The sequence below is a fragment of the Paenibacillus diazotrophicus genome, assembly GCF_042610465.1.
In genome coordinates, this window is record NZ_JBGJZN010000001.1 from 461,668 (window position 1) to 480,335 (window position 18,668).

At 48.0% G+C, this 18,668-nt stretch carries 19 protein-coding genes; 15 read left to right on the plus strand and 4 right to left on the minus strand.

Going from position 1 to position 18,668, the window contains the following annotated elements; translation table 11 throughout:
• Positions 1-66 precede the first annotated feature (66 nt).
• The 14 genes from mutL (at position 67) to ACAN54_RS02095 (ending at position 15,325) form a co-directional block, all read left to right on the plus strand.
• The gene (gene mutL / locus ACAN54_RS02030) at positions 67-2,169 is read left to right on the plus strand and encodes a DNA mismatch repair endonuclease MutL (protein ID WP_379151781.1); all 2,103 of its coding nucleotides are present in this window, start codon (positions 67-69) and stop codon (positions 2,167-2,169) included.
• Between the two features lie 43 nt (positions 2,170-2,212).
• Positions 2,213-2,992 carry a class I SAM-dependent methyltransferase gene (locus ACAN54_RS02035; RefSeq protein WP_379151784.1) on the plus strand — a complete coding sequence of 260 codons (780 nt, stop codon included), beginning with the start codon at positions 2,213-2,215 and terminating at the stop codon, positions 2,990-2,992.
• Positions 2,982-3,962: a tRNA (adenosine(37)-N6)-dimethylallyltransferase MiaA gene (gene miaA / locus ACAN54_RS02040; protein WP_379151788.1), complete on the plus strand. Its 981-nt coding sequence runs from the start codon at positions 2,982-2,984 to the stop codon at positions 3,960-3,962. Before ACAN54_RS02035 ends, miaA begins: the two co-directional genes overlap by 11 nt.
• Positions 3,963-3,981: 19 nt before the next feature.
• Entirely contained in the window at positions 3,982-4,221 is a 240-nt protein-coding gene (gene hfq / locus ACAN54_RS02045) for an RNA chaperone Hfq (RefSeq protein ID WP_025703341.1), read from the plus strand.
• Positions 4,222-4,361: 140 nt separating this feature from the next.
• Positions 4,362-7,028, plus strand: a complete 2,667-nt coding sequence (locus tag ACAN54_RS02050; RefSeq protein ID WP_379151793.1) for a transglycosylase domain-containing protein — start codon at positions 4,362-4,364, stop codon at positions 7,026-7,028.
• A gap of 197 nt (positions 7,029-7,225) precedes the next feature.
• The gene (locus tag ACAN54_RS02055) at positions 7,226-7,780 is read left to right on the plus strand and encodes a ribonuclease FAU-1 family protein (protein WP_379151796.1); all 555 of its coding nucleotides are present in this window, start codon (positions 7,226-7,228) and stop codon (positions 7,778-7,780) included.
• 2 nt (positions 7,781-7,782) lie between these two features.
• Positions 7,783-8,442 carry a YdcF family protein gene (locus tag ACAN54_RS02060; protein ID WP_379151799.1) on the plus strand — a complete coding sequence of 220 codons (660 nt, stop codon included), beginning with the start codon at positions 7,783-7,785 and terminating at the stop codon, positions 8,440-8,442.
• A 144-nt stretch (positions 8,443-8,586) separates the two neighbouring features.
• Complete coding sequence (locus ACAN54_RS02065) at positions 8,587-9,558, plus strand: AAA family ATPase (RefSeq protein ID WP_379154098.1); 972 nt, start codon at positions 8,587-8,589, stop codon at positions 9,556-9,558.
• A 62-nt stretch (positions 9,559-9,620) separates the two neighbouring features.
• On the plus strand, positions 9,621-10,910 hold the full coding sequence (gene hflX / locus ACAN54_RS02070) for a GTPase HflX (RefSeq protein ID WP_379151802.1): 1,290 nt from the start codon (positions 9,621-9,623) through the stop codon (positions 10,908-10,910).
• 201 nt (positions 10,911-11,111) lie between these two features.
• The gene (locus ACAN54_RS02075) at positions 11,112-12,365 is read left to right on the plus strand and encodes a methionine gamma-lyase family protein (protein ID WP_379151805.1); all 1,254 of its coding nucleotides are present in this window, start codon (positions 11,112-11,114) and stop codon (positions 12,363-12,365) included.
• 133 nt (positions 12,366-12,498) lie between these two features.
• Entirely contained in the window at positions 12,499-12,714 is a 216-nt protein-coding gene (locus ACAN54_RS02080; protein WP_379151808.1) for a hypothetical protein, read from the plus strand.
• A 294-nt stretch (positions 12,715-13,008) separates the two neighbouring features.
• The gene (locus tag ACAN54_RS02085; protein WP_019910684.1) at positions 13,009-13,419 is read left to right on the plus strand and encodes a MerR family transcriptional regulator; all 411 of its coding nucleotides are present in this window, start codon (positions 13,009-13,011) and stop codon (positions 13,417-13,419) included.
• Between the two features lie 30 nt (positions 13,420-13,449).
• On the plus strand, positions 13,450-14,778 hold the full coding sequence (gene glnA / locus ACAN54_RS02090; protein ID WP_379151813.1) for a type I glutamate--ammonia ligase: 1,329 nt from the start codon (positions 13,450-13,452) through the stop codon (positions 14,776-14,778).
• 163 nt (positions 14,779-14,941) lie between these two features.
• The gene (locus ACAN54_RS02095; RefSeq protein ID WP_379151816.1) at positions 14,942-15,325 is read left to right on the plus strand and encodes a MerR family transcriptional regulator; all 384 of its coding nucleotides are present in this window, start codon (positions 14,942-14,944) and stop codon (positions 15,323-15,325) included.
• A gap of 83 nt (positions 15,326-15,408) precedes the next feature.
• On the opposite strand, the gene ACAN54_RS02100 is transcribed toward ACAN54_RS02095, so the two are convergent.
• Entirely contained in the window at positions 15,409-15,627 is a 219-nt protein-coding gene (locus ACAN54_RS02100) for a hypothetical protein (protein ID WP_379151819.1), read from the minus strand.
• A gap of 403 nt (positions 15,628-16,030) precedes the next feature.
• Here ACAN54_RS02100 and ACAN54_RS02105 point away from each other — a divergent pair, with 403 nt between their 5' ends.
• The gene (locus tag ACAN54_RS02105; RefSeq protein ID WP_074084564.1) at positions 16,031-16,258 is read left to right on the plus strand and encodes a hypothetical protein; all 228 of its coding nucleotides are present in this window, start codon (positions 16,031-16,033) and stop codon (positions 16,256-16,258) included.
• Between the two features lie 422 nt (positions 16,259-16,680).
• Here the strand turns inward: ACAN54_RS02105 and ACAN54_RS02110 are convergent, their stop codons facing one another.
• The 3 genes from ACAN54_RS02110 to lexA form a co-directional block, all read right to left on the minus strand.
• Positions 16,681-17,055: a hypothetical protein gene (locus ACAN54_RS02110; protein WP_379151823.1), complete on the minus strand. Its 375-nt coding sequence runs from the start codon at positions 17,053-17,055 to the stop codon at positions 16,681-16,683.
• Between the two features lie 235 nt (positions 17,056-17,290).
• Complete coding sequence (locus ACAN54_RS02115) at positions 17,291-17,629, minus strand: L,D-transpeptidase (protein WP_379151826.1); 339 nt, start codon at positions 17,627-17,629, stop codon at positions 17,291-17,293.
• 229 nt (positions 17,630-17,858) lie between these two features.
• Positions 17,859-18,485 carry a transcriptional repressor LexA gene (gene lexA, locus ACAN54_RS02120; RefSeq protein WP_379151829.1) on the minus strand — a complete coding sequence of 209 codons (627 nt, stop codon included), beginning with the start codon at positions 18,483-18,485 and terminating at the stop codon, positions 17,859-17,861.
• Between the last annotated feature and the right edge of the window lie 183 nt (positions 18,486-18,668).

Sequence of the window (18,668 nt, forward strand, 5' to 3'; positions counted from 1 at the left end):
AACAGATGTCCAATATTTATACTGAATTACATTCATATATAAGCCTAATCGTGAGGTGAAAAGAACATGGCCAGAATTCATGTGCTTGACGAGCACATCGCCAACCAGATTGCTGCAGGAGAGGTGGTGGAGCGGCCTGCTTCGGTAGTTAAGGAGCTTGTAGAGAACGCCATTGATGCCGGAAGCACCCGCATTGAAGTGTCGGTGGAGGAGGGTGGACTGCAGAGCATCCGGGTAAAGGATAACGGCTCTGGGATTGATCCCGAGGATTGCGAGACTGCCTTCTACCGCCATGCGACAAGCAAGATTCTGAACGGCAGGGATTTGTTTCAAATTACCAGCCTGGGATTCCGCGGAGAAGCCTTGCCCAGTATCGCTTCTGTGTCCAAGCTGTCCTTGCTTACTTCAAGCAATGAGGATGGAAGAGGCAGAGCGCTCGACATCGAAGGCGGGAAGCTGATCCGGAATGAGGACGAGCCCTCCGGTAGGGGGAGCGACCTTGCGGTAAAGGAATTATTTTACAATACTCCGGCGAGACTGAAATATATGAAAAGCGTTCAGACCGAGCTGGGTCATATTTCCGATGCAATGTACCGTATGGCACTGGCGCATCCGTCTATCTCTTTCACTCTTCATCATAACGGCAATCAGCTGCTGCATACGCTTGGCAACGGAGATCTGCTGCAGGTCATTGCCGCGGTATACGGCACCTCCGCCGCCAAGGCAATGCTGCCGGTTGCTGCGGAGGACCCTGACTATCGGCTCTCAGGTTATGTAAGCCGGCCGGAATGGACTCGTTCCAACCGCAATGCAGTCACTACAATAGTAGGCGGGCGGTACATCCGCAGCAATGGGCTGAATGCTGCCATTATGCGGGCATATCATACACTTCTGCCGATCAACCGTTATCCGCTCTTGGTGCTGCAGCTTGATATGCATCCTTCACTGGTGGACGTCAACGTGCATCCTGCCAAGCTGGAGGTCCGGTTCAGTAAAGAAGTGGAGCTATATACTTTTGTTGAACAGGAAATTCGCAAGGTATTGCTCGGTCAGAGCCTGATTCCCCGGCCCGGCAAAGAAATGATCGGTTCCAAGGGCAGCAGCTCATTTATTCAAGAGCAATTCGCTTTCCCCAAGGGAGCTGTTCCTCCGCCGCCGGAAGGTTCCGGCAGCCGGAACGTTCAGGACACGGTTGATCCGGGCAGCGGGTTTGCTGCTGCCTCTGGTGCAGTAGAATCTGCCCAAGGGCAGCAGAATGGGTTGCCCACCCGTAATGAAGGAACCCGGAGCGGATTCCAGTCGCAGGCTCCCGGAATCCTTGGGAATAACGGCAGTAATGCTCCACTATTCGACGGGACAGCTGAAGGAGGGACGGGACGCTTTAGCAACCCCTCAGCACCTGGTTTCCAGACACGGGAAACGACATCAGCTTATCGTGGTGGCAGCGCTCCTCCATCCGTTACGCGAACGAATGATGGAAATGGCGGGAGTTATCGCCAGTTTCCGGCTTCGAATGCCCCGCGGGCTCAGATGCCTACTGCGGAAGAGCTTTATGCTCCTCCTTCCAGTGAGGATGCTGGACTTCCGCAGTTTCCAGAGCTGAATTATATCGGTCAGCATCATGGGACTTATATTATTGCCCAGAATGACAGCGGTCTGTATCTGATTGATCAGCATGCTGCCCATGAACGGGTGAATTACGAATATTATTATGAGAAATTTGGACGACCTGAAGACGCTTCGCAAGAGTTGCTGCTGCCGATTACACTGGAGTTTACCCCCTCTGAGAGCCGGCAGCTCAGCGAGCGGCTGCACTGGTTTCAGCAGGCGGGAGTATATCTTGAACATTTTGGCGGTCAGACCTTTCTAGTCCGGTCCCTGCCATACTGGTTCCCGGAAGGGGATGAGAAGGCAGTTATTGAAGAAATGGCGGAGTGGGTGCTGAGCGAGCGGACCATTGATCTGGCGAAGCTGCGTGAGAAGTCATCGATTCTGTGCTCCTGCAAGGCTTCTATCAAAGCTAACCAGAAGCTGACGGAGCATGAAGTGGAGTCGCTGCTCTCCCGCCTGGCCGCTTGCCGTCAGCCGTATACCTGCCCGCATGGGCGGCCCATCGTGGTATCCTTCTCCTCGTATGATCTGGAGAAGCTGTTCAAACGCGTGATGTAAAAGAAAGTTCTGAATTTTGTTATAAGCAGGAAACGGAGGCAACATGATTATAACCACGGGCTTCGACCCGATCCCGGATATTGAAATGCGGGCCAAGAGCCTGGCAGAGCGAACCGGAACGATCTATGTTCAAAGAGGCAAATGGTCCATGGCCAAGCTGGTGCAGCGTTATGGGGACGGAGAAATTCTGGTAGTCCTGCAGGAGGCCGTCCGATTGATTACTCCCGACATGCCGCCGATGGAATTCCATCCAAGCATGGGTTTCGTCCGCGCCAAACGGATTATTCGGGGGGAGCATGATCCGATGCTGGAAGCCGCTGGAATGGTGCCGGGAGACAGTGTGCTGGATTGTACCGCAGGACTGGGCAGTGATTCCCTGCTGTTTGCAGTGTACGGCGGAGAAGAATCTGTGGTAACGGCTCTGGAGAGCTCCCTGCCGCTGAGTGCACTGCTTCTCGAAGGCATGAGCCATTATATTTCGGGCCAGGAAAAAGTGAATGCTGCGCTGCGCCGCGTGCGCGTTGTGCATAGTGATCATTTAGCTTACTTGCGTGAACAACCGGACAACAGTATAGATATTGTCTATTTTGACCCGATGTTCCGTGTGCCGCTGACGGATTCAGCGGCGATTTCCCCTCTGCGCCAATTCGCGAATGCAGCAGCATTATCCCCGGAGAGTGTCGCCGAGGCCGTCAGAGTCGCCCGCAAAACGGTACTTTTGAAGGAAAAAGCCTTAAGCGGGGAATTTTCCCGGCTTGGGTTTACAGAGCTGCTTCGGGCCAGCGCCAAAACTTCGTACGGGGTGATATCCATTGACAACTGAGACAAAACGCAGGGTTCTGGTGCTGCTTGGCCCGACGGCAGTCGGCAAAACCCGGCTGAGCCTCGAATTGGCAGAGGCCTATAATGCTGAGATTATCTCTGGCGATTCGATGCAGGTCTACCGGGGGATGGACATCGGAACAGCCAAAATCAACCCTGAGGAAATGATGGGAATCCCCCATCATCTGATCGATATTCACGATCCGCAGGATTCTTATTCTGCTGCTGAATTTCAGGAACAGGGCGGGCGGCTGATCGAAGAGATCAGCCAAAAGGGAAAACTACCTTTCATAGTAGGCGGAACGGGCTTATACATTGAGTCCCTCTGCTATGGATTCCGTTTCTCGGAGGCGGTAGCAGATGAAGCTTTCCGCAGCGAGCAGGACGCCTTTGCAGAGGCCAATGGAGCTGAGGCACTGCATGCCCGTCTGGCCGCGGTAGATCCGGTTAGCGCAGCCAGACTGCACCCTAATGACCGCCGCCGGATCATCCGCGCACTGGAAATTCATCATCAGACAAAGGTCACATTGTCCGCATCCCATGCGGACCAAAAAAAGGAATCTCCCTATGAACTATGCCTCATCGGTTTGACAATGGACCGGAAAATACTATATAAACGTATTGAAGACCGAATTGATCAGATGCTGGCAGACGGGCTCGTCGCTGAGGTGAATGGACTGTTGCAACACGGCTACAGCAGAAGCCTGGTGTCCATGCAGGGGTTGGGCTACAAGGAAATTGCCGCTTACCTCGAAGGCGAGATGACGTTAGCCGAAGCAGTGACACTTCTTAAACGCGATACCCGCCGTTTCGCCAAAAGACAGTTGTCATGGTTTCGCCACATGAAGGAGATTCAGTGGATCGACGTCGATGAGAGCCAAAACTTTTCAGAGAATTTTGCCAAAATACGTGCTATAATAGCAGGAAAGTTTCTCGAAGGTCTTGAATATACTTCTGAACAATCTAATTGAACCATTGGGGGTACGTCATATGAACAAGTCCATTAACATCCAAGATACGTTCTTGAACCAACTGCGCAAAGAGAATATCCCTGCTACAGTATATTTGACCAACGGCTTTCAAATCCGGGGAATCATCAAAGCCTTCGACAACTTCACCATTGTCATCGACAGTGACGGACGCCAGCAGATGGTGTACAAGCACGCGATTTCCACCTTCACACCGCAGCGCAGCGTATCGCTCATGCAGGACAATGGAAGCGAAGAATAAGATTTTACAGTCTTAAAGCGAAACCTTTTTGTTTATAAATCGTTTTTAATAGTGAGTGCGAGAGAGCAACCTGTGAAGGTTGTTCTTTTCATTCGTGCACTCCATTACAGGAAAGTTCCGAGAGGGAGTCAGGAGGCAACATGTCCAGAGACGAGATATCAAGGACGAACCGCAATAGAGACAGAGGAGTACAGTCTTCGAACTCAAGTTCGAATTCTAATTCAAAAGGCAAGCCCAAGAAAAAAAAGAAGTTTCTAACTAAGAAGCGTGTGCTGTGGACGCTGTTTTTTGCCACGGCGCTGGCGATTTTTTGCGCTTTAGGCGGTTACCTGTTCATTATGTTGAACGGGCAAAAGCTGCTGGATGCGAACCAGGATAAACTGTCGGTCAACGAGACTACGAAGATATATGACCGTAACGCGAACCTGATCGGTGAGCTTGCGCTGGAAAAAAGCGAACCTGTTGAGTATGATGCGATTCCGAAGCTGCTGGTCAATGCTTTTGTTGCGACCGAGGACAGACGTTTCTTTGAACACAGCGGTGTTGATTTATGGTCGATCGGCCGTGCGGCAGTGAAGGATATTGCGGCGCGCAGTATGGTCGAAGGCGGAAGCACAATCACTCAGCAGCTGGCGAAGAACATATTCCTAACCCGGGACAAAACCTTTTTCCGTAAGGCAACCGAGGTTTCCATCGCCGTAGCACTGGAGAACAAATTCACCAAAGAAGAGATTATCACTAAATATCTCAACCGCATCAACTTTGGCGGCACGATTTACGGGATCAAAGCGGCATCCATCCGTTATTTTGGCCAGAGTGATCTCAATAAACTCAAAGTATGGCAGATCGCCACTCTCGCTGCAATGCCGAAAGGGCCTTCCCGCTACAACCCTCTTCGCAATCCTGAGCTCTCGAAGGAGCGGCGCGGTGTAGTACTCCAGCTGATGTACGATCAGGGTTATATCACCAAGGCGCAGATGGATGAGGCTAAAGTGGTGGATTACAACTATAAGCCGCCGGAAAGCAAACAGCGTTATCAGGCTTTTATTGATTATGCTATTGATGAAGCGGAAGAAAAGTTCGGGTTGACTGAAGATGATCTGAATATCGGCGGATACAAAATCTATACGACCATGGACGCACATGCCCAGGAGACGGTAGAAAAGGCTTTTGCCGACAGTGATAACTTCGAGAAGAGCGTCGACGATGAGCTGGTACAGGGTTCAATGACGATTATTAACCAGGAGAATGGCAGCATTGTGGCCCTGCTTGGCGGTCGGAACTATGAGAAAAAAGGTTACAGCCGTGTAGACGGCAGCCGTCGTTCTCCAGGTTCGTCCTTCAAGCCGCTGGTAGCTTATGCACCTGCGTTGGAATCCGGAAAGTTCACGAATGATTCCGTGCTCAGCAATGAGAAGCAGTGCTTCGGCAAATACTGCCCGAACAATCTGCACGGCTATTCCAAGACGATCAGCATGTCAGAGGCCTTGACGAAGTCTGAGAATATTCCAGCCGTATGGCTGCTGAATGAAATCGGTGTGAATACCGGCTTTCAGTTCGCTAAGAGCCTGGGGATTCATCTGAAGGATGAAGATAAAAACCTCTCGTTGGCACTCGGAGGGATGAGTGAAGGTACGAATACACTGGAGATGGCTCAGGCATACAGTGCCTTTGCTAACGGCGGTGAACTGCGTGAGGCTTATTCGATTAAATCGATTACGAATAGTGATGGAGACACCGTCTATAAAGCAAATACCAAGCCTGAACGGGTAATGAGCGAGAATACAGCCTACCAAATGACCGAAATGATGCAGAAGGTTGTAGAAGACGGGACGGGTAAAAAAGCCAGAATCAACCGTCCGGTAGCCGGCAAAACCGGTACCACTCAAAGCGGATACGAAGGTATCAGCTCGAACCGCGATGTGTGGTTTGTCGGATACACTCCGGAATGGACCGCTGCCGTGTGGATGGGTTATGACAAACCAAGCAAAACCCATCTACTGAAGAACAGCAGCCCGCTCGCAGCAGCATTCTGGGGCAAGGTAATGGAGGAAGCACTGGAGGGCGTACCTAAAAAGTCGTTCCCGCAGCCTGAAGGCGTACAGGAGGCGCAACCATCAGCCTCACCGGAAACGGCGCTGCCTGTGGCCGGCCTGAATGCAGCCTATGATGCATCAACAATGACGGTGAACCTGAGCTGGGAGCCTGCAGCGGTAGAAGGAGTGGAGTACCGGATCTACCGGCGTGAAACGTCAGAAACGGAATTCAGCTCGCTGCTCAACACTGTCTCGACCAGTGTCGGAGATATCAGTGCAATGCCTGGATTGACTTATGAATATTATGTCACGGCATATTATCCTGAACTCGATGTGGAGAGCGAACCTTCTGCTACAGTCACCGTAGAGGTTCAAGACGAACCGCCAACACAGGAGCCGGAAGCGACACTTGATCCGAATCTTCCTACAGATGGAACGGGTAATGGTGGTAATAACGGAAATGGCCAGCAAAATGGCAATCCGAATGGGAACAACGGGAATGGCAACAACGGGAATGGCCACGGAAATGGGAATGGAACAGGTGCTGGAGATAACCAGGGTAATGGTAACCCTGGCGGTAGTAATAATGGTGGAGGAGCACCATCCGATTCACCCCAAACGTCGCCCACACCGGCACCGGCTGCTACAGCTCCTACCGATCCAGCTGTAACCAATGGAACAGGAAGCGGAAGTGGCGGTACAGAAGGCGGTGCAGTTCCCTCGGCCGATCCCGCTGCAGGAACAGTGAATGATGGCAGTGTTACACAGTAGATTTTCTATAATTCTATAATGAAATGGTTCAACTGCCCCGTCGGCTGAGAGTCTTCCCTTTTAAGAGGAGACTTCGGCTGACGGGGTTTTGCTATGACTTTAATAAACAGTGTCTGCCGGAATTTACAAGGGATGTTTTGAGTGTAACTTGCAAATGTGTTAAGCTGAATACACCATTTCTTGAGAGGGTCATTCATATGAAACGTAAATTCGGAGACCGGGCCAACTGGCGCCGGATTACGCGCCGCCATTTTGCCTGCCGCTATGTGGAAAGCCGGGAATTCAGCGGTTACATCACCCTGTATACGATCTATGGGCTGAAGGAACCATTGTGGAAGAGCTACGGCAGGCATACATACCGCATAGCAGACAAAGGGTACTCATGGCTGCAGTATTTTCCCAAAGACAGCCATTATATTGTGACGGCCATGTTCGACGACCGGCAAAACATAGTGCAGTGGTATATTGATACCTGCAAAGTGCAAGGAGTCACCGACCAGGGGGTGCCTTGGTTCGATGATCTATATTTGGATGTTGTGGTGCTGTGGAATGGAGAGGTGTTTCTGCTCGATGAAGATGAGCTGGAGGAAGCGCTGGAACGTGAGGACATTACAGACAGCGACTATAATTTGGCCTGGGCTACAGCGACCAGTATTCTTAACAGCATAGATGCTCATGCTTTTCCTTATTTCTCTCTCTCCTTGAAACATCGCGCCGAATTGTTCCATCACGGAGAATTCAGGAGGAAATAATAATGGAGTGGTATGTCTATCAAAGAGGTTCATCCCCGATCCGCAAAGTTTCCCGCAAAGGACAACGTTTCCGGCTGCGCCGGAATCTGTTAATCCTTTTGATTATTTGTGCAGTGGCCGGACTTCTATGGTGCGCGTCTGTGCTTGGACGGATTAATAGCGGAGTTACAACGAATCCGATGCAGGAAGCGGATGCGGGTATTATTCTCGGTATGTCTATGTGGGGAGATGAGCCGAGTCCCGGACTTAAGGAACGGCTTGACTATGGGCTGGGACTCTACCGGGAAGGCAAATTCACCCGATTTATCGTGTCCGGCGGACTGGACCAGGCAGACTATAAATATACCGAAGCCGAAGGCATGAAGAATTATCTGGTAGGCAAGGGTGTGCCTGAGACGGCTATTTTTATGGAGAACAAATCTACCAGTACTTATGAGAATCTCCAGTTCAGCCAAAGGGTGATGGAATCGGAAGGATTAAAGACAGCTATTATTATTACACATACATTTCATGGTCAGCGTGCATTTGAAATTGCCAAAGAGCTGAATTATACCCGCCCTGAACTGGGATTGACCGATTCAAAGGTCATGTCGATGTATAAATACAAAACACGCGAGATTCTGGCCTATACGAAATGGAAGATGCAGCAGCTTTTTTTGTGAAAGGGCAAAGCCCTGCGGACTTTAAGTAACGGTGTAGCCTAATTTGTCCGCAAGTTCCTGAAACTGCTAATAAGACCTCATGATCCGGAATAGACTTGAGATATGATATAGAAAAAGTCAGCCCTGGATAATGAGGTGAACAAGGTGAACGGACGCGTAGCTGCGGCAAGTGGACGGGAGGAAGGCAGACCGTCACGTCAAATCAATATTGTATTGCGGAATCAGGAAACATCAGCAGTAGCCCATACGGCTGCAGATAGTGCCGCGCAGATTGCTGTTCCCAAAAATAACGGACACAGTGAGTTGTTTCAGGAGCTTAGCCGGGAGCTGGACGCACTAGTAGGCCTGGATAATATCAAAGAGCTGGTGTTCGAGATATATGCACTGCTGCAGATCGCGCGTATGCGCAGTGAAGCAGGACTGGCCAGCGGGAGTCAGGCTTATCACATGGTATTCAAGGGCAACCCGGGAACGGGGAAGACTACAGTAGCCAGGATTGTTGCCAAGCTGTTTCAGCGGATGGGTGTTCTCAGCAAAGGTCATCTGATTGAAGTGGAACGCGCTGATCTTGTAGGTGAATATATCGGTCATACAGCCCAGAAGACAAGAGATCTGGTTAAAAAGGCTCTCGGAGGCATTCTTTTTATTGATGAAGCATACAGTCTTGCCCGTGGCGGAGATAAGGATTTTGGCAAAGAAGCAATCGATACCCTGGTGAAATCCATGGAAGATCACCGGAGTCAATTTGTATTAATCCTGGCCGGGTATTCCAGTGAGATTGATTATTTTTTAATGAGTAATCCCGGACTTCCCTCCAGATTTCCTATTCAGGTTGAATTTCCGGACTACACTATAGACCAATTGCTGCAGATTGCTGAACTGATGTCCAAAGAGCGCGATTATATTCTGATGCCCCAGGCCATACTCAAATTAAAGCAGCATCTGCTGCTGGAGAAGACGGAGAGTCTCCATGCCTTCAGCAATGCACGTTATGTACGCAATTCTATTGAAAAGGCGGTACGTGCCCAGGCGGTACGGCTGCTGAATCAATATGAGAGCAACAGCCCTGGGAAGCAGGAACTGATGACACTCCGCATCGAAGATTTCAAATTGTAGGGACAATATTCACCACGGATGATACACAACTGATGTGTACAACGACAAGGAGCATGACATTCATGGCAATCACCACCCACGATACAGAAACAGAAGTACAGGACCGGGCTATTTTGGTGAGTCTGGTTACGGACAAAATCAAGCGTACAGGCATTGACCCTGAGCTATCTCTGCAGGAACTGGTTCAGTTGGCGGAGACTGCCGGAGTTCAGGTGCTCGATGTGCTGCGCCAGAACAAAGAGACTCCCGATTCCAAATGGTTTATCGGCAAGGGTAAGGTAGAAGAGCTGCGGATGGCTGCGGACGGTCTCGGAGCTAACACAGCTATCTTTGACCAAGAGCTTTCCGGAGCACAGGTACGTAACCTTGAGGAGGCCCTGGACCTCAAAATCATTGACCGGACCCAATTGATTCTGGATATTTTTGCCGGCCGGGCCAAAACGCGTGAGGGCATCATTCAGGTAGAGCTGGCACAGCTCTCGTATTTGCTTCCGCGTTTATCCGGCCATGGTAAGAATCTGTCCAGGCTTGGCGGAGGAATTGGAACCAGGGGTCCAGGGGAAAGCAAGCTGGAGACGGACCGCCGTCATATCCGCGACCGGATCACAGAACTGAAACGTCAGCTGGACGAGGTCGTCAAGACTCGTGAATTACACCGTGAACGGCGCCGCAAAAGTGGTGCTGTCCAGGTTGCGCTGGTGGGTTATACCAATGCAGGGAAGTCTACACTCTTGAAGCAGCTTACAGATGCGGATGTTTACATCGAGAATCAGCTGTTCGCTACTCTCGACCCCACCTCGCGAGTACTGCAGCTGCCTGCAGGCAAAGATGTAGTCCTGACAGACACCGTAGGGTTCATTCAGAATTTGCCTCATGATTTGGTGGCATCCTTCCGTGCAACTCTTGAGGAAGTCAATGAAGCCAATCTGGTCCTACATGTGGTAGACGCGTCTTCACCTATGAGAGAAGAGCAGATGGATGTCGTTCAGTCTATTCTGCAGGATCTTGGTGCTGCCGGGAAACCGCAAATTGTTCTCTTTAACAAAAGTGATATTTGTCAGCCCGAACAACTGCAAATGCTGCCTACGGGTCCTGGCTATCTGAAGATCAGCGCCTTTAACCCGGAAGATCTGACGCGCATCACAGAAGTAATAGCCGATGAGCTGGCGGGTGATACGTTGACCTTCCGCATTCCCGGAGACCGTGGAGACCTTTCATCGCTTCTCTACCGTGTAGGAGAGGTTCTTGAACAAAGTTATGAAGAAAATGATGTATTGTATAACGTGCGTCTTAATAAAGAGGATTACGAAAAATGGAGCTACAAGCTGGCTGAGTATGTTGCTCAGGACTAGAGCAGGCTCATATTTTCCTGAATTCTTACAAGAAGAAGCGGTGGTTCTTCACCGTTTCTTCTTGCTGATCTGATTTTATGTTTGAAGGATGAACCATTGGTAGAAATAGACTGTGAACCTTATGTCATGAAAACAAGGATGAACGACATATTCCTGTCTCCTCATGGCAAGTAGATGTAATATAAGGAGAGAAATAGTGAAATGGCAGTATTTGCAGAGGATATAATTCAGGCGGCAGAAGCCGCTGAGCACGAGATTGAAAGTGCAGTGAGGTCACTAGATCAGATAGTGGATCATAATCAGTGGAAGGTGATTGAAGCTTTTCAGCGCCAGCAGGTGAGTGACTTTCATTTTGCGGGTTCTACCGGATATGCCTATAACGACCGGGGGAGAGAGGTACTGGATTTGGTCTATGCCGAAGTGTTCGGAGCTGAGGCGGCGTTAGTGCGTCCTCATTTCGCTTCAGGCACACATACCATCTCAACTGCACTTTTTGGTGTGCTGCGACCCGGAGATGAACTGCTGTACATTACAGGACGCCCCTATGATACATTGCACAAGGTAGTCGGCAAACCTGGAGACGGGACGGGTTCACTGGCGGATTTCGGAATCAGCTACCGCGAAACCGCATTAACAGCTGAAGGTGAAATCGATTGGGAAGAAGTGAAAATGGCTATCAATGAGAAGACCAAGGTCATTGGTATCCAGCGTTCGCGTGGTTATGACTGGCGTTCTTCATTCACAGTGGCTGAAATAGGCGAAATGGTGAAACTGGTCAAATCGCTCAAAACTGATGTGATTGTATTTGTAGATAACTGCTACGGCGAATTTACGGAAAAGCTCGAGCCGCCACAGGTGGGGGCTGATCTTGTAGCGGGTTCGCTCATTAAGAATCCCGGTGGCGGAATTGCCGAGACCGGCGGTTACATCTGCGGCCGTCAAGATCTTGTGGAGCTGGCAGCATACCGTTTGACTGCGCCGGGTATAGGCGGAGAAGTAGGGGCCATGCTGGGCACGACGCGCGGACTGTATCAGGGACTGTTTATGGCGCCTCATACGGTTGGTCAGGCTGTGAAAGGTAGTATCTTTGCTGCTGCCGTGTTTCAACGTTGCGGCTTTACTACCAAGCCAGCCTGGAATGAGCCGCGCACGGACCTGATCCAGGCGGTGGCGTTTGATGGCCCTGAACATTTGATTGCTTTCGTCCAGGGCATTCAGCGTGCTGCGGCTGTGGACAGCCATGTGGTTCCAGAGCCTTGGGATATGCCTGGGTATGAGCATCCTGTCATCATGGCGGCAGGTACCTTCATACAGGGTGGCAGCTTGGAGTTATCTGCTGACGCTCCCATTCGGGCTCCGTATATCGGATACATGCAAGGTGGATTAACGTATTCTCATGTGAAATATGGAGTTCTGATGGCGCTGCAGAGTATGAGAGATCGTAAATTACTGTAAATTTTTCTATAATTTAATTTACATATTCCTCCAAGTATTATATGCTTGACTCATTGTTCGGCAGAAATGCGCAATCCCTGCTTCAATTGAAGCAGGGATTCTCATTGAATACATAAGGAAGAAGGGGTATGGAATGGTAACCCAGCAACCTGGCTTTTTTTATGCAGGCGGATTGAGTGGACTGTTTTTTTTATTTTGGCTGGTTTGCGTTGGACTTGGAATTTATGCGTTTGTTCTGTTTGTGAAGCTGGCCCGTAGAGGTATTACGGCCCTGGACTTATACAACTATGCAAAGAACCGTGAAATCCGGGAACGTTATGAGTCGGTGCCTAAAGACGATCAGTTATAAGTTCTTCCTAATCAATTTATATTTCCTCAGTTTGTGACATGCGCAGTTCTATAGTATAGCTCATCCGCTTATGCTGATGAGTTTTTTTGTGTGGCACAGTAATCAGTCTTTTGCTTGTCAATTGATCTCTGTGATATACTTCGGAGGTCATGTTATGTTTTAGCTGACACTCACTTCACTTGATTTCTACAGGTTATATAAAATGTTGTGAGAATATCTTACACACCATTGACACGCCAAATAAGGAAATGTACAATGAGATGAGAAAAAGATCATTGGAAGGTTGGATGAGTCATGGGTGATGAAATCCGCAGAAATATGGCATTATTTCCTATAGGAATCGTAATGAAGCTAACCGATTTATCTGCAAGACAAATTCGTTATTATGAGCAGCACAGCCTGATCGTGCCCGCGCGCACATCCGGCAATCAGCGGTTGTTCTCATTCAATGATGTAGAACGCCTGTTGGAGATCAAGGCATTGATTGAGAAAGGGGTAAACATTGCCGGTATCAAGCAGGTGATGAACCCTGTATCGAAGGAATCGGAAGAGGCTACTGTCATTACCCCTGACACTGAGGTTAGACGTAGAGAATTATCTGATTCACAGCTGCACCGTTTATTGAAGCAGGAACTGGTTTCCGGTAAAAGACCGGGACAAGTATCTCTTATTCAAGGCGAGCTATCCCGGTTTTTTAATAAATAATACAAAGAGACGTGAAAGGGAGAGGGTAAAGTGAGCTTCTCAAAAGAAGATATCCTTCGTATCGCAAATGAGCAAAATGTCCGTTTCATCCGCCTGCAGTTTACCGACCTGCTCGGTACTATCAAGAATGTAGAAATTCCTGTTAGCCAGTTGGAAAAAGCCCTAGACAACAAAATGATGTTCGATGGTTCTTCCATTGAAGGTTATGTACGTATCGAGGAATCTGACATGTACCTCTTCCCAGACCTCAGCACCTGGGTTATCTTCCCTTGGTTTACTGAAAACCGGGTTGCACGTATGATTTGTGATGTGTACATGCCTGATGGAACACCTTTTGCCGGAGACCCGCGTGGTATTCTCAAACGTTGCCTTAAGGAAGCTGAAGAAATGGGCTTTACGGCGATGAATGTTGGACCGGAACCGGAGTTCTTCCTGTTCAGAACCGACGAGAAGGGCAATCCGACAACAGAATTAAACGATCAGGGTGGATATTTCGATTTGGCGCCGATGGATCTTGGGGAGAACTGCCGCCGCGAAATCGTATTGACGCTGGAAGAAATGGGTTTTGAAATTGAAGCTTCCCACCATGAAGTAGCTTACGGTCAGCATGAGATTGATTTCAAATATGCGGATGCCATTAAGGCTGCCGACCAAATTCAAACCTTTAAGCTCGTCGTAAAGACAATTGCACGTCAGCACGGCCTGCATGCTACTTTTATGCCTAAACCTCTTTTTGGTATGAATGGATCCGGAATGCATGCCCACCAGTCCCTGTTCAAGGGCAGTGAAAATATGTTCTACGATGAGAGTGACACTCTTGGACTAAGCAAAACTGCCCGTTATTACATGGCAGGTATCTTGAAGCATGCACGTGCTTTTGCAGCCATTACGAACCCGACAGTGAATTCTTACAAACGTCTTGTACCTGGTTATGAAGCACCTTGCTATGTAGCTTGGTCTGCCAGTAACCGTAGTCCAATGATCCGTATCCCGGCTTCCAGAGGACTTAGTACACGTATTGAAGTTCGTAACCCGGATCCTGCAGCTAACCCTTATCTGGCACTTGCTGTAATGTTAAAGGCAGGTCTTGACGGTATCAAGCGTCAGTTGGAGCTACCTGCTCCTATCGACCGCAACATTTATGTAATGTCTGAGGAAGAGCGTATTGAAGAAGGAATTCCTAGTCTTCCGTCAGACCTGAAGGAAGCGCTTAGCGAATTGATCCGTAGTCACGTTATCACTGAAGCCCTTGGTGAGCATGCACTGGCTCATTTCTACGAGCTGAAAGAGATCGAATGGGATATTTACCGTACACAGGTTCACGAATGGGAAAGAGACCAATACATGACGCTTTACTAGTATGTAGTTGCCCTTGACGCCTTTGGCGTTGAGGGCTTTTTTGCTGTGGAAAATGATTGTGATTTATCATAGTAGCCTGCTTCAGAATATGTTATGTATTGTATAGATCTGAACATCCCCACGCCAAGGCCCCACTGCGTGGAGTCTTTTTAAGGAGATACTCATGAAAATCCATGTGTTGGTTCAAAAGACAGGACTTACTGCTCCAACCATTCGCTATTATGAGAAGGAGGGAATTCTGGATCGCCGCTATGTGCATCGGGGAGTTAACAATTACCGGGATTATGAAGAAGATATAGTAGGGGAATTACTAATGGTCAAAATGCTTCAAGCAGCCGGATTCACATTAGCGGAGCTTAAGGAGCTGAACCAGGCTGTTGGGGGAGAAAGCTTGCGCGTGAACCGTAAAATAGCGTTCCTCCGACACAAAATGAAAGAAATCGAACGTAAAAGGAGAGAACTGGAGCAAGTACAGTCCCTCCTTGAAGATAGGTTGGCTACCAAAATTTCATTACTTGAGACTTTAAACAATAGAGGTGCGGAGTGAATAATACTTTTTCTTATTGGCGGCATTTGGTCAGTCACTGTGGAAAAAGTAAAGCCCCGATTGCCGGGGCCGTTCATTTGAAATCAGGATTTAGCATATTTAATGATTTCATCAGGAATCTCTGTTTCGCCTAGGATTGATTCGACTGCCTTCCAAGCTTCAGCGAACTGCTTACCAGTATAATTGGTGCGGCTGCTTCCCGGGTTTGAGAGTGACATATCAAAAACGATATACTCACCTTCCTCCTCAATCACCCTAAAGCTGACGGCACGGTCCTTTTTTTGAATTCGTATTTCTTCCAAAGTGCATTCTCCTTATCATCCAGTCTGGGAACAAACTAACTTAGTCTTATCAAATCTAGGGAAGAAAGGCAAGTCAAGTCATGAAATTGACATGCAAATCCAGGAAAAGCAACTTCCCATTAAAAATTATTAAAAATGAATAATACTGTTATTTTAATAAATTAAGCTCGCTAAAAAACGTTTACATATTGTTCCATGTGGCTGTATACTACCTATAGAATGAAATTTACACCCTTGCTCTGATTAATGGACACATAAGCGTGGTATTTAAGTAGGTAACTACTATTAGTTTTCTAGTGAACTACTTGCCTCAAGGAGTATTGCTGAATTTTGATTTTTACATAATGTGTTTGAAAACATGTGATTTATGAGAATAAGAATCAGGAGACAAGGAGGAGCTGTTTTGAAATCAACATATAAAGTTCTGACGAGTGATGCCGATTTGTTCGCGGCAGCTCTCGCTCAAGTTAAAGTATACGTCGTCCAATTGATTGAGGGCAAACCCCATGTCATTGCAGATTATGCCGGACCTGTGCAAAGATGGACGCCTGAAGATGTACTTGTAGCAGGGATGTGTTACAGCCGGGAAGGATTTGAGTTCAGGGTCCGTGTACCGAAGAAGCAAGAATAGTCTAATAGAATTAGGACGTTTGCGGACTTACATAATGGATTTTGGCGGGCGGCAAACACATTAATCCGGCGAATGTTATATCCATTAAGATTAAGGAAGTTTAAACAGACTGTATGAGCTGCTGAATAGCGGCTCTTTTGCTGTTGCTGTGGATTGTGTCGACAGAACGCGAAAGATATCTTACTATAACGGACGGTTAATGATGGATGAAGGATAATGGAAGCCTGTAGGATTACTGAGGCAGCAGGAAACTGGCGGAGCAGGTATCAATTCTTGCGGGGCTGAAGACTAATTAAGAGATGAACCCGGATATGAGCAAGTCTGTGGTATGGCACAATGCTCCCGGGTTTTGAAAGTTATAAGAAAGGTCGCCGGGAGGACATTAGCCGATTACTGCTTCTATATGTAGTTATACGCAGGTTTTACATGAAGTTGAAGGACGTTATTTGCTCAGCATAGACAATCAGCTGTTTATATTCAATTTCAGTAGCGAAGTTGGCGAATGGCCGTACAACGACATTATCCAAAACTACGAAATTGTAATTGAAAGTCTTTTCAGGATGTTCTGCACCTAAGTAGGAGATGTATTCATCAACAATGACATCATCCATCAATGATTTGAGATTAAATACATCCTCATTGCTGTTAGTCGTTGCTACATTACCTTGGATGCTGCCGAAGGCTGTAAGGATATTAACCTTGCGTTCCCCATGATTATTGTTGAGTAGAAGATTGGAGAGCTTACCTAATGCATCGACTTTAAAATCGACATGTGTTCTAATTTTGGATTGATTCAAACCAGACACTTCCTTTCAAGATTTAATTTGCCAATATACAGGTTTCGACATATTAACTCAGAATTCCTGTTAACGTGAGAAAAAAATGTTTGAACATGACAGGGGTGTCCCGAAAAAGCCGTGAAATGGCTGCTTGGGACGCCCCTTTGTTTTACAAATAGATGTAATGTTGACGCTTGTGTGGGTGCTCTTCGAACGGACTTTAGTTCCAATCACTGTTGGCTCCAAATTTTATTTATTCCCTAATGGTTACACGGGTTCCAACAGGCACTGTTGCTGCAAGGAATAACACATCTTCATTGTACATACGGATACAGCCATGGGATACCCTCTTACCGATGGAGGAAGGGTCATTGGTTCCGTGTATTCCGTAATGAGGCTTGGATAGGCCCATCCAAAAGGCTCCGAAAGGGCCGCCGGGGTTTTTCTGTTTGTTGATAATGGTATATTCTCCGACTGGAGAGACGGACAGTATCTTCCCGATCCCGACAGGAAACCCTCTAATTACAGTCTCATTGTCAAGTAAATAGAGCATTCGCTGGGAGAGATCGGTAATGATCCGATAATTGGGCATCTTGGTCAACGCTCCTTTTATCATCAGGATATGATCGGAGTGTAGGGAGAGTTCTGGTATATTTGTTTGATCAACCGAAGCGAACAAATGTTCTTGTAAGGATAGACAGGCATGTAGAACGGGAGAGAGCCATCCATTGTGATGAATGTATAAAGAAAATAAGGAAACAATAGATAACTAAAGAAAAAACTGCTCCGCTAGACTGCGGAACAGTTTCATTAAGAGGGGGCTAGTGAATATCGCGGAATAGGCCTATAACTCTGCCCAGGATCGTAACACGATTCAGACGAAGGGGCTCATAAGCCGGATTCTCCGGCTGCAGACGAATATGGTCTCGTTCCTTGTAGAAGGTCTTAACTGTTGCCTCATCTTCTTCGGTCATGGCTACAACGATATCTCCGTTATCTGCAGTCTGCTGCTGGCGGACGATTACATAGTCACCATTCATAATGCCAGCATCAACCATACTGTCACCTAGCACAGAAAGCATGAACACTTTATCATCACCTACATAATGAGCCGGCAACGGAAAGTAATCCTCAATATTCTCTGTTGCTGTAATCGGTACCCCGGCGGTAACCTTTCCAACGACTGGAATGCGTGTTACCGTCTGAACGAACTGATGAACATTCTCGGAATCCTCTTGTCCTAGCAATTCTATTGCCCGTGGCTTCGTAGGGTCACGGCGGATAAGACCTTTCTTCTCCAACCGGTCCAGGTGACCATGTACCGTGGAGCTGGAAGCCAGTCCTACAGCTTCGCCGATTTCCCGGACAGAAGGCGGATAACCCTTGCTGCGGACTTCGTTACGAATAAATTCCAGGATCGCCAGTTGACGACTCGAAATCTTTGACATCGGAATCAACCCCATATACTATGTTTGGGAAAATTATAACATAGAACTTCCGTTCGTACAAACATAAGTTCTAAAATGATAGAAAGAGTAGATGGGGGCTGAGAATAGTTATTTTGGGCAGAAAATGAGTAGTGAAATATAAGGGAACAATTGTTCGAAGAAATGTGTTGATCAAAACACATG

Excerpts from the sequence above, each read along its gene's own strand:
- ACAN54_RS02075 (WP_379151805.1), top strand. The coding sequence starts at position 11,112 with ATGGCAGTATTTGCAGAGGATATAATTCAGGCGGCAGAAGCCGCTGAG.
- lexA (WP_379151829.1), bottom strand. The coding sequence starts at position 18,485 with ATGTCAAAGATTTCGAGTCGTCAACTGGCGATCCTGGAATTTATTCGT.
- hfq (WP_025703341.1), top strand. The coding sequence starts at position 3,982 with ATGAACAAGTCCATTAACATCCAAGATACGTTCTTGAACCAACTGCGC.
- ACAN54_RS02080 (WP_379151808.1), top strand. The coding sequence starts at position 12,499 with ATGGTAACCCAGCAACCTGGCTTTTTTTATGCAGGCGGATTGAGTGGA.
- ACAN54_RS02060 (WP_379151799.1), top strand. The coding sequence starts at position 7,783 with ATGGAGTGGTATGTCTATCAAAGAGGTTCATCCCCGATCCGCAAAGTT.
- ACAN54_RS02055 (WP_379151796.1), top strand. The coding sequence starts at position 7,226 with ATGAAACGTAAATTCGGAGACCGGGCCAACTGGCGCCGGATTACGCGC.
- hflX (WP_379151802.1), top strand. The coding sequence starts at position 9,621 with ATGGCAATCACCACCCACGATACAGAAACAGAAGTACAGGACCGGGCT.
- ACAN54_RS02115 (WP_379151826.1), bottom strand. The coding sequence starts at position 17,629 with ATGCCCAATTATCGGATCATTACCGATCTCTCCCAGCGAATGCTCTAT.
- ACAN54_RS02095 (WP_379151816.1), top strand. The coding sequence starts at position 14,942 with ATGAAAATCCATGTGTTGGTTCAAAAGACAGGACTTACTGCTCCAACC.
- mutL (WP_379151781.1), top strand. The coding sequence starts at position 67 with ATGGCCAGAATTCATGTGCTTGACGAGCACATCGCCAACCAGATTGCT.
- ACAN54_RS02050 (WP_379151793.1), top strand. The coding sequence starts at position 4,362 with ATGTCCAGAGACGAGATATCAAGGACGAACCGCAATAGAGACAGAGGA.
- ACAN54_RS02035 (WP_379151784.1), top strand. The coding sequence starts at position 2,213 with ATGATTATAACCACGGGCTTCGACCCGATCCCGGATATTGAAATGCGG.
- ACAN54_RS02085 (WP_019910684.1), top strand. The coding sequence starts at position 13,009 with ATGGGTGATGAAATCCGCAGAAATATGGCATTATTTCCTATAGGAATC.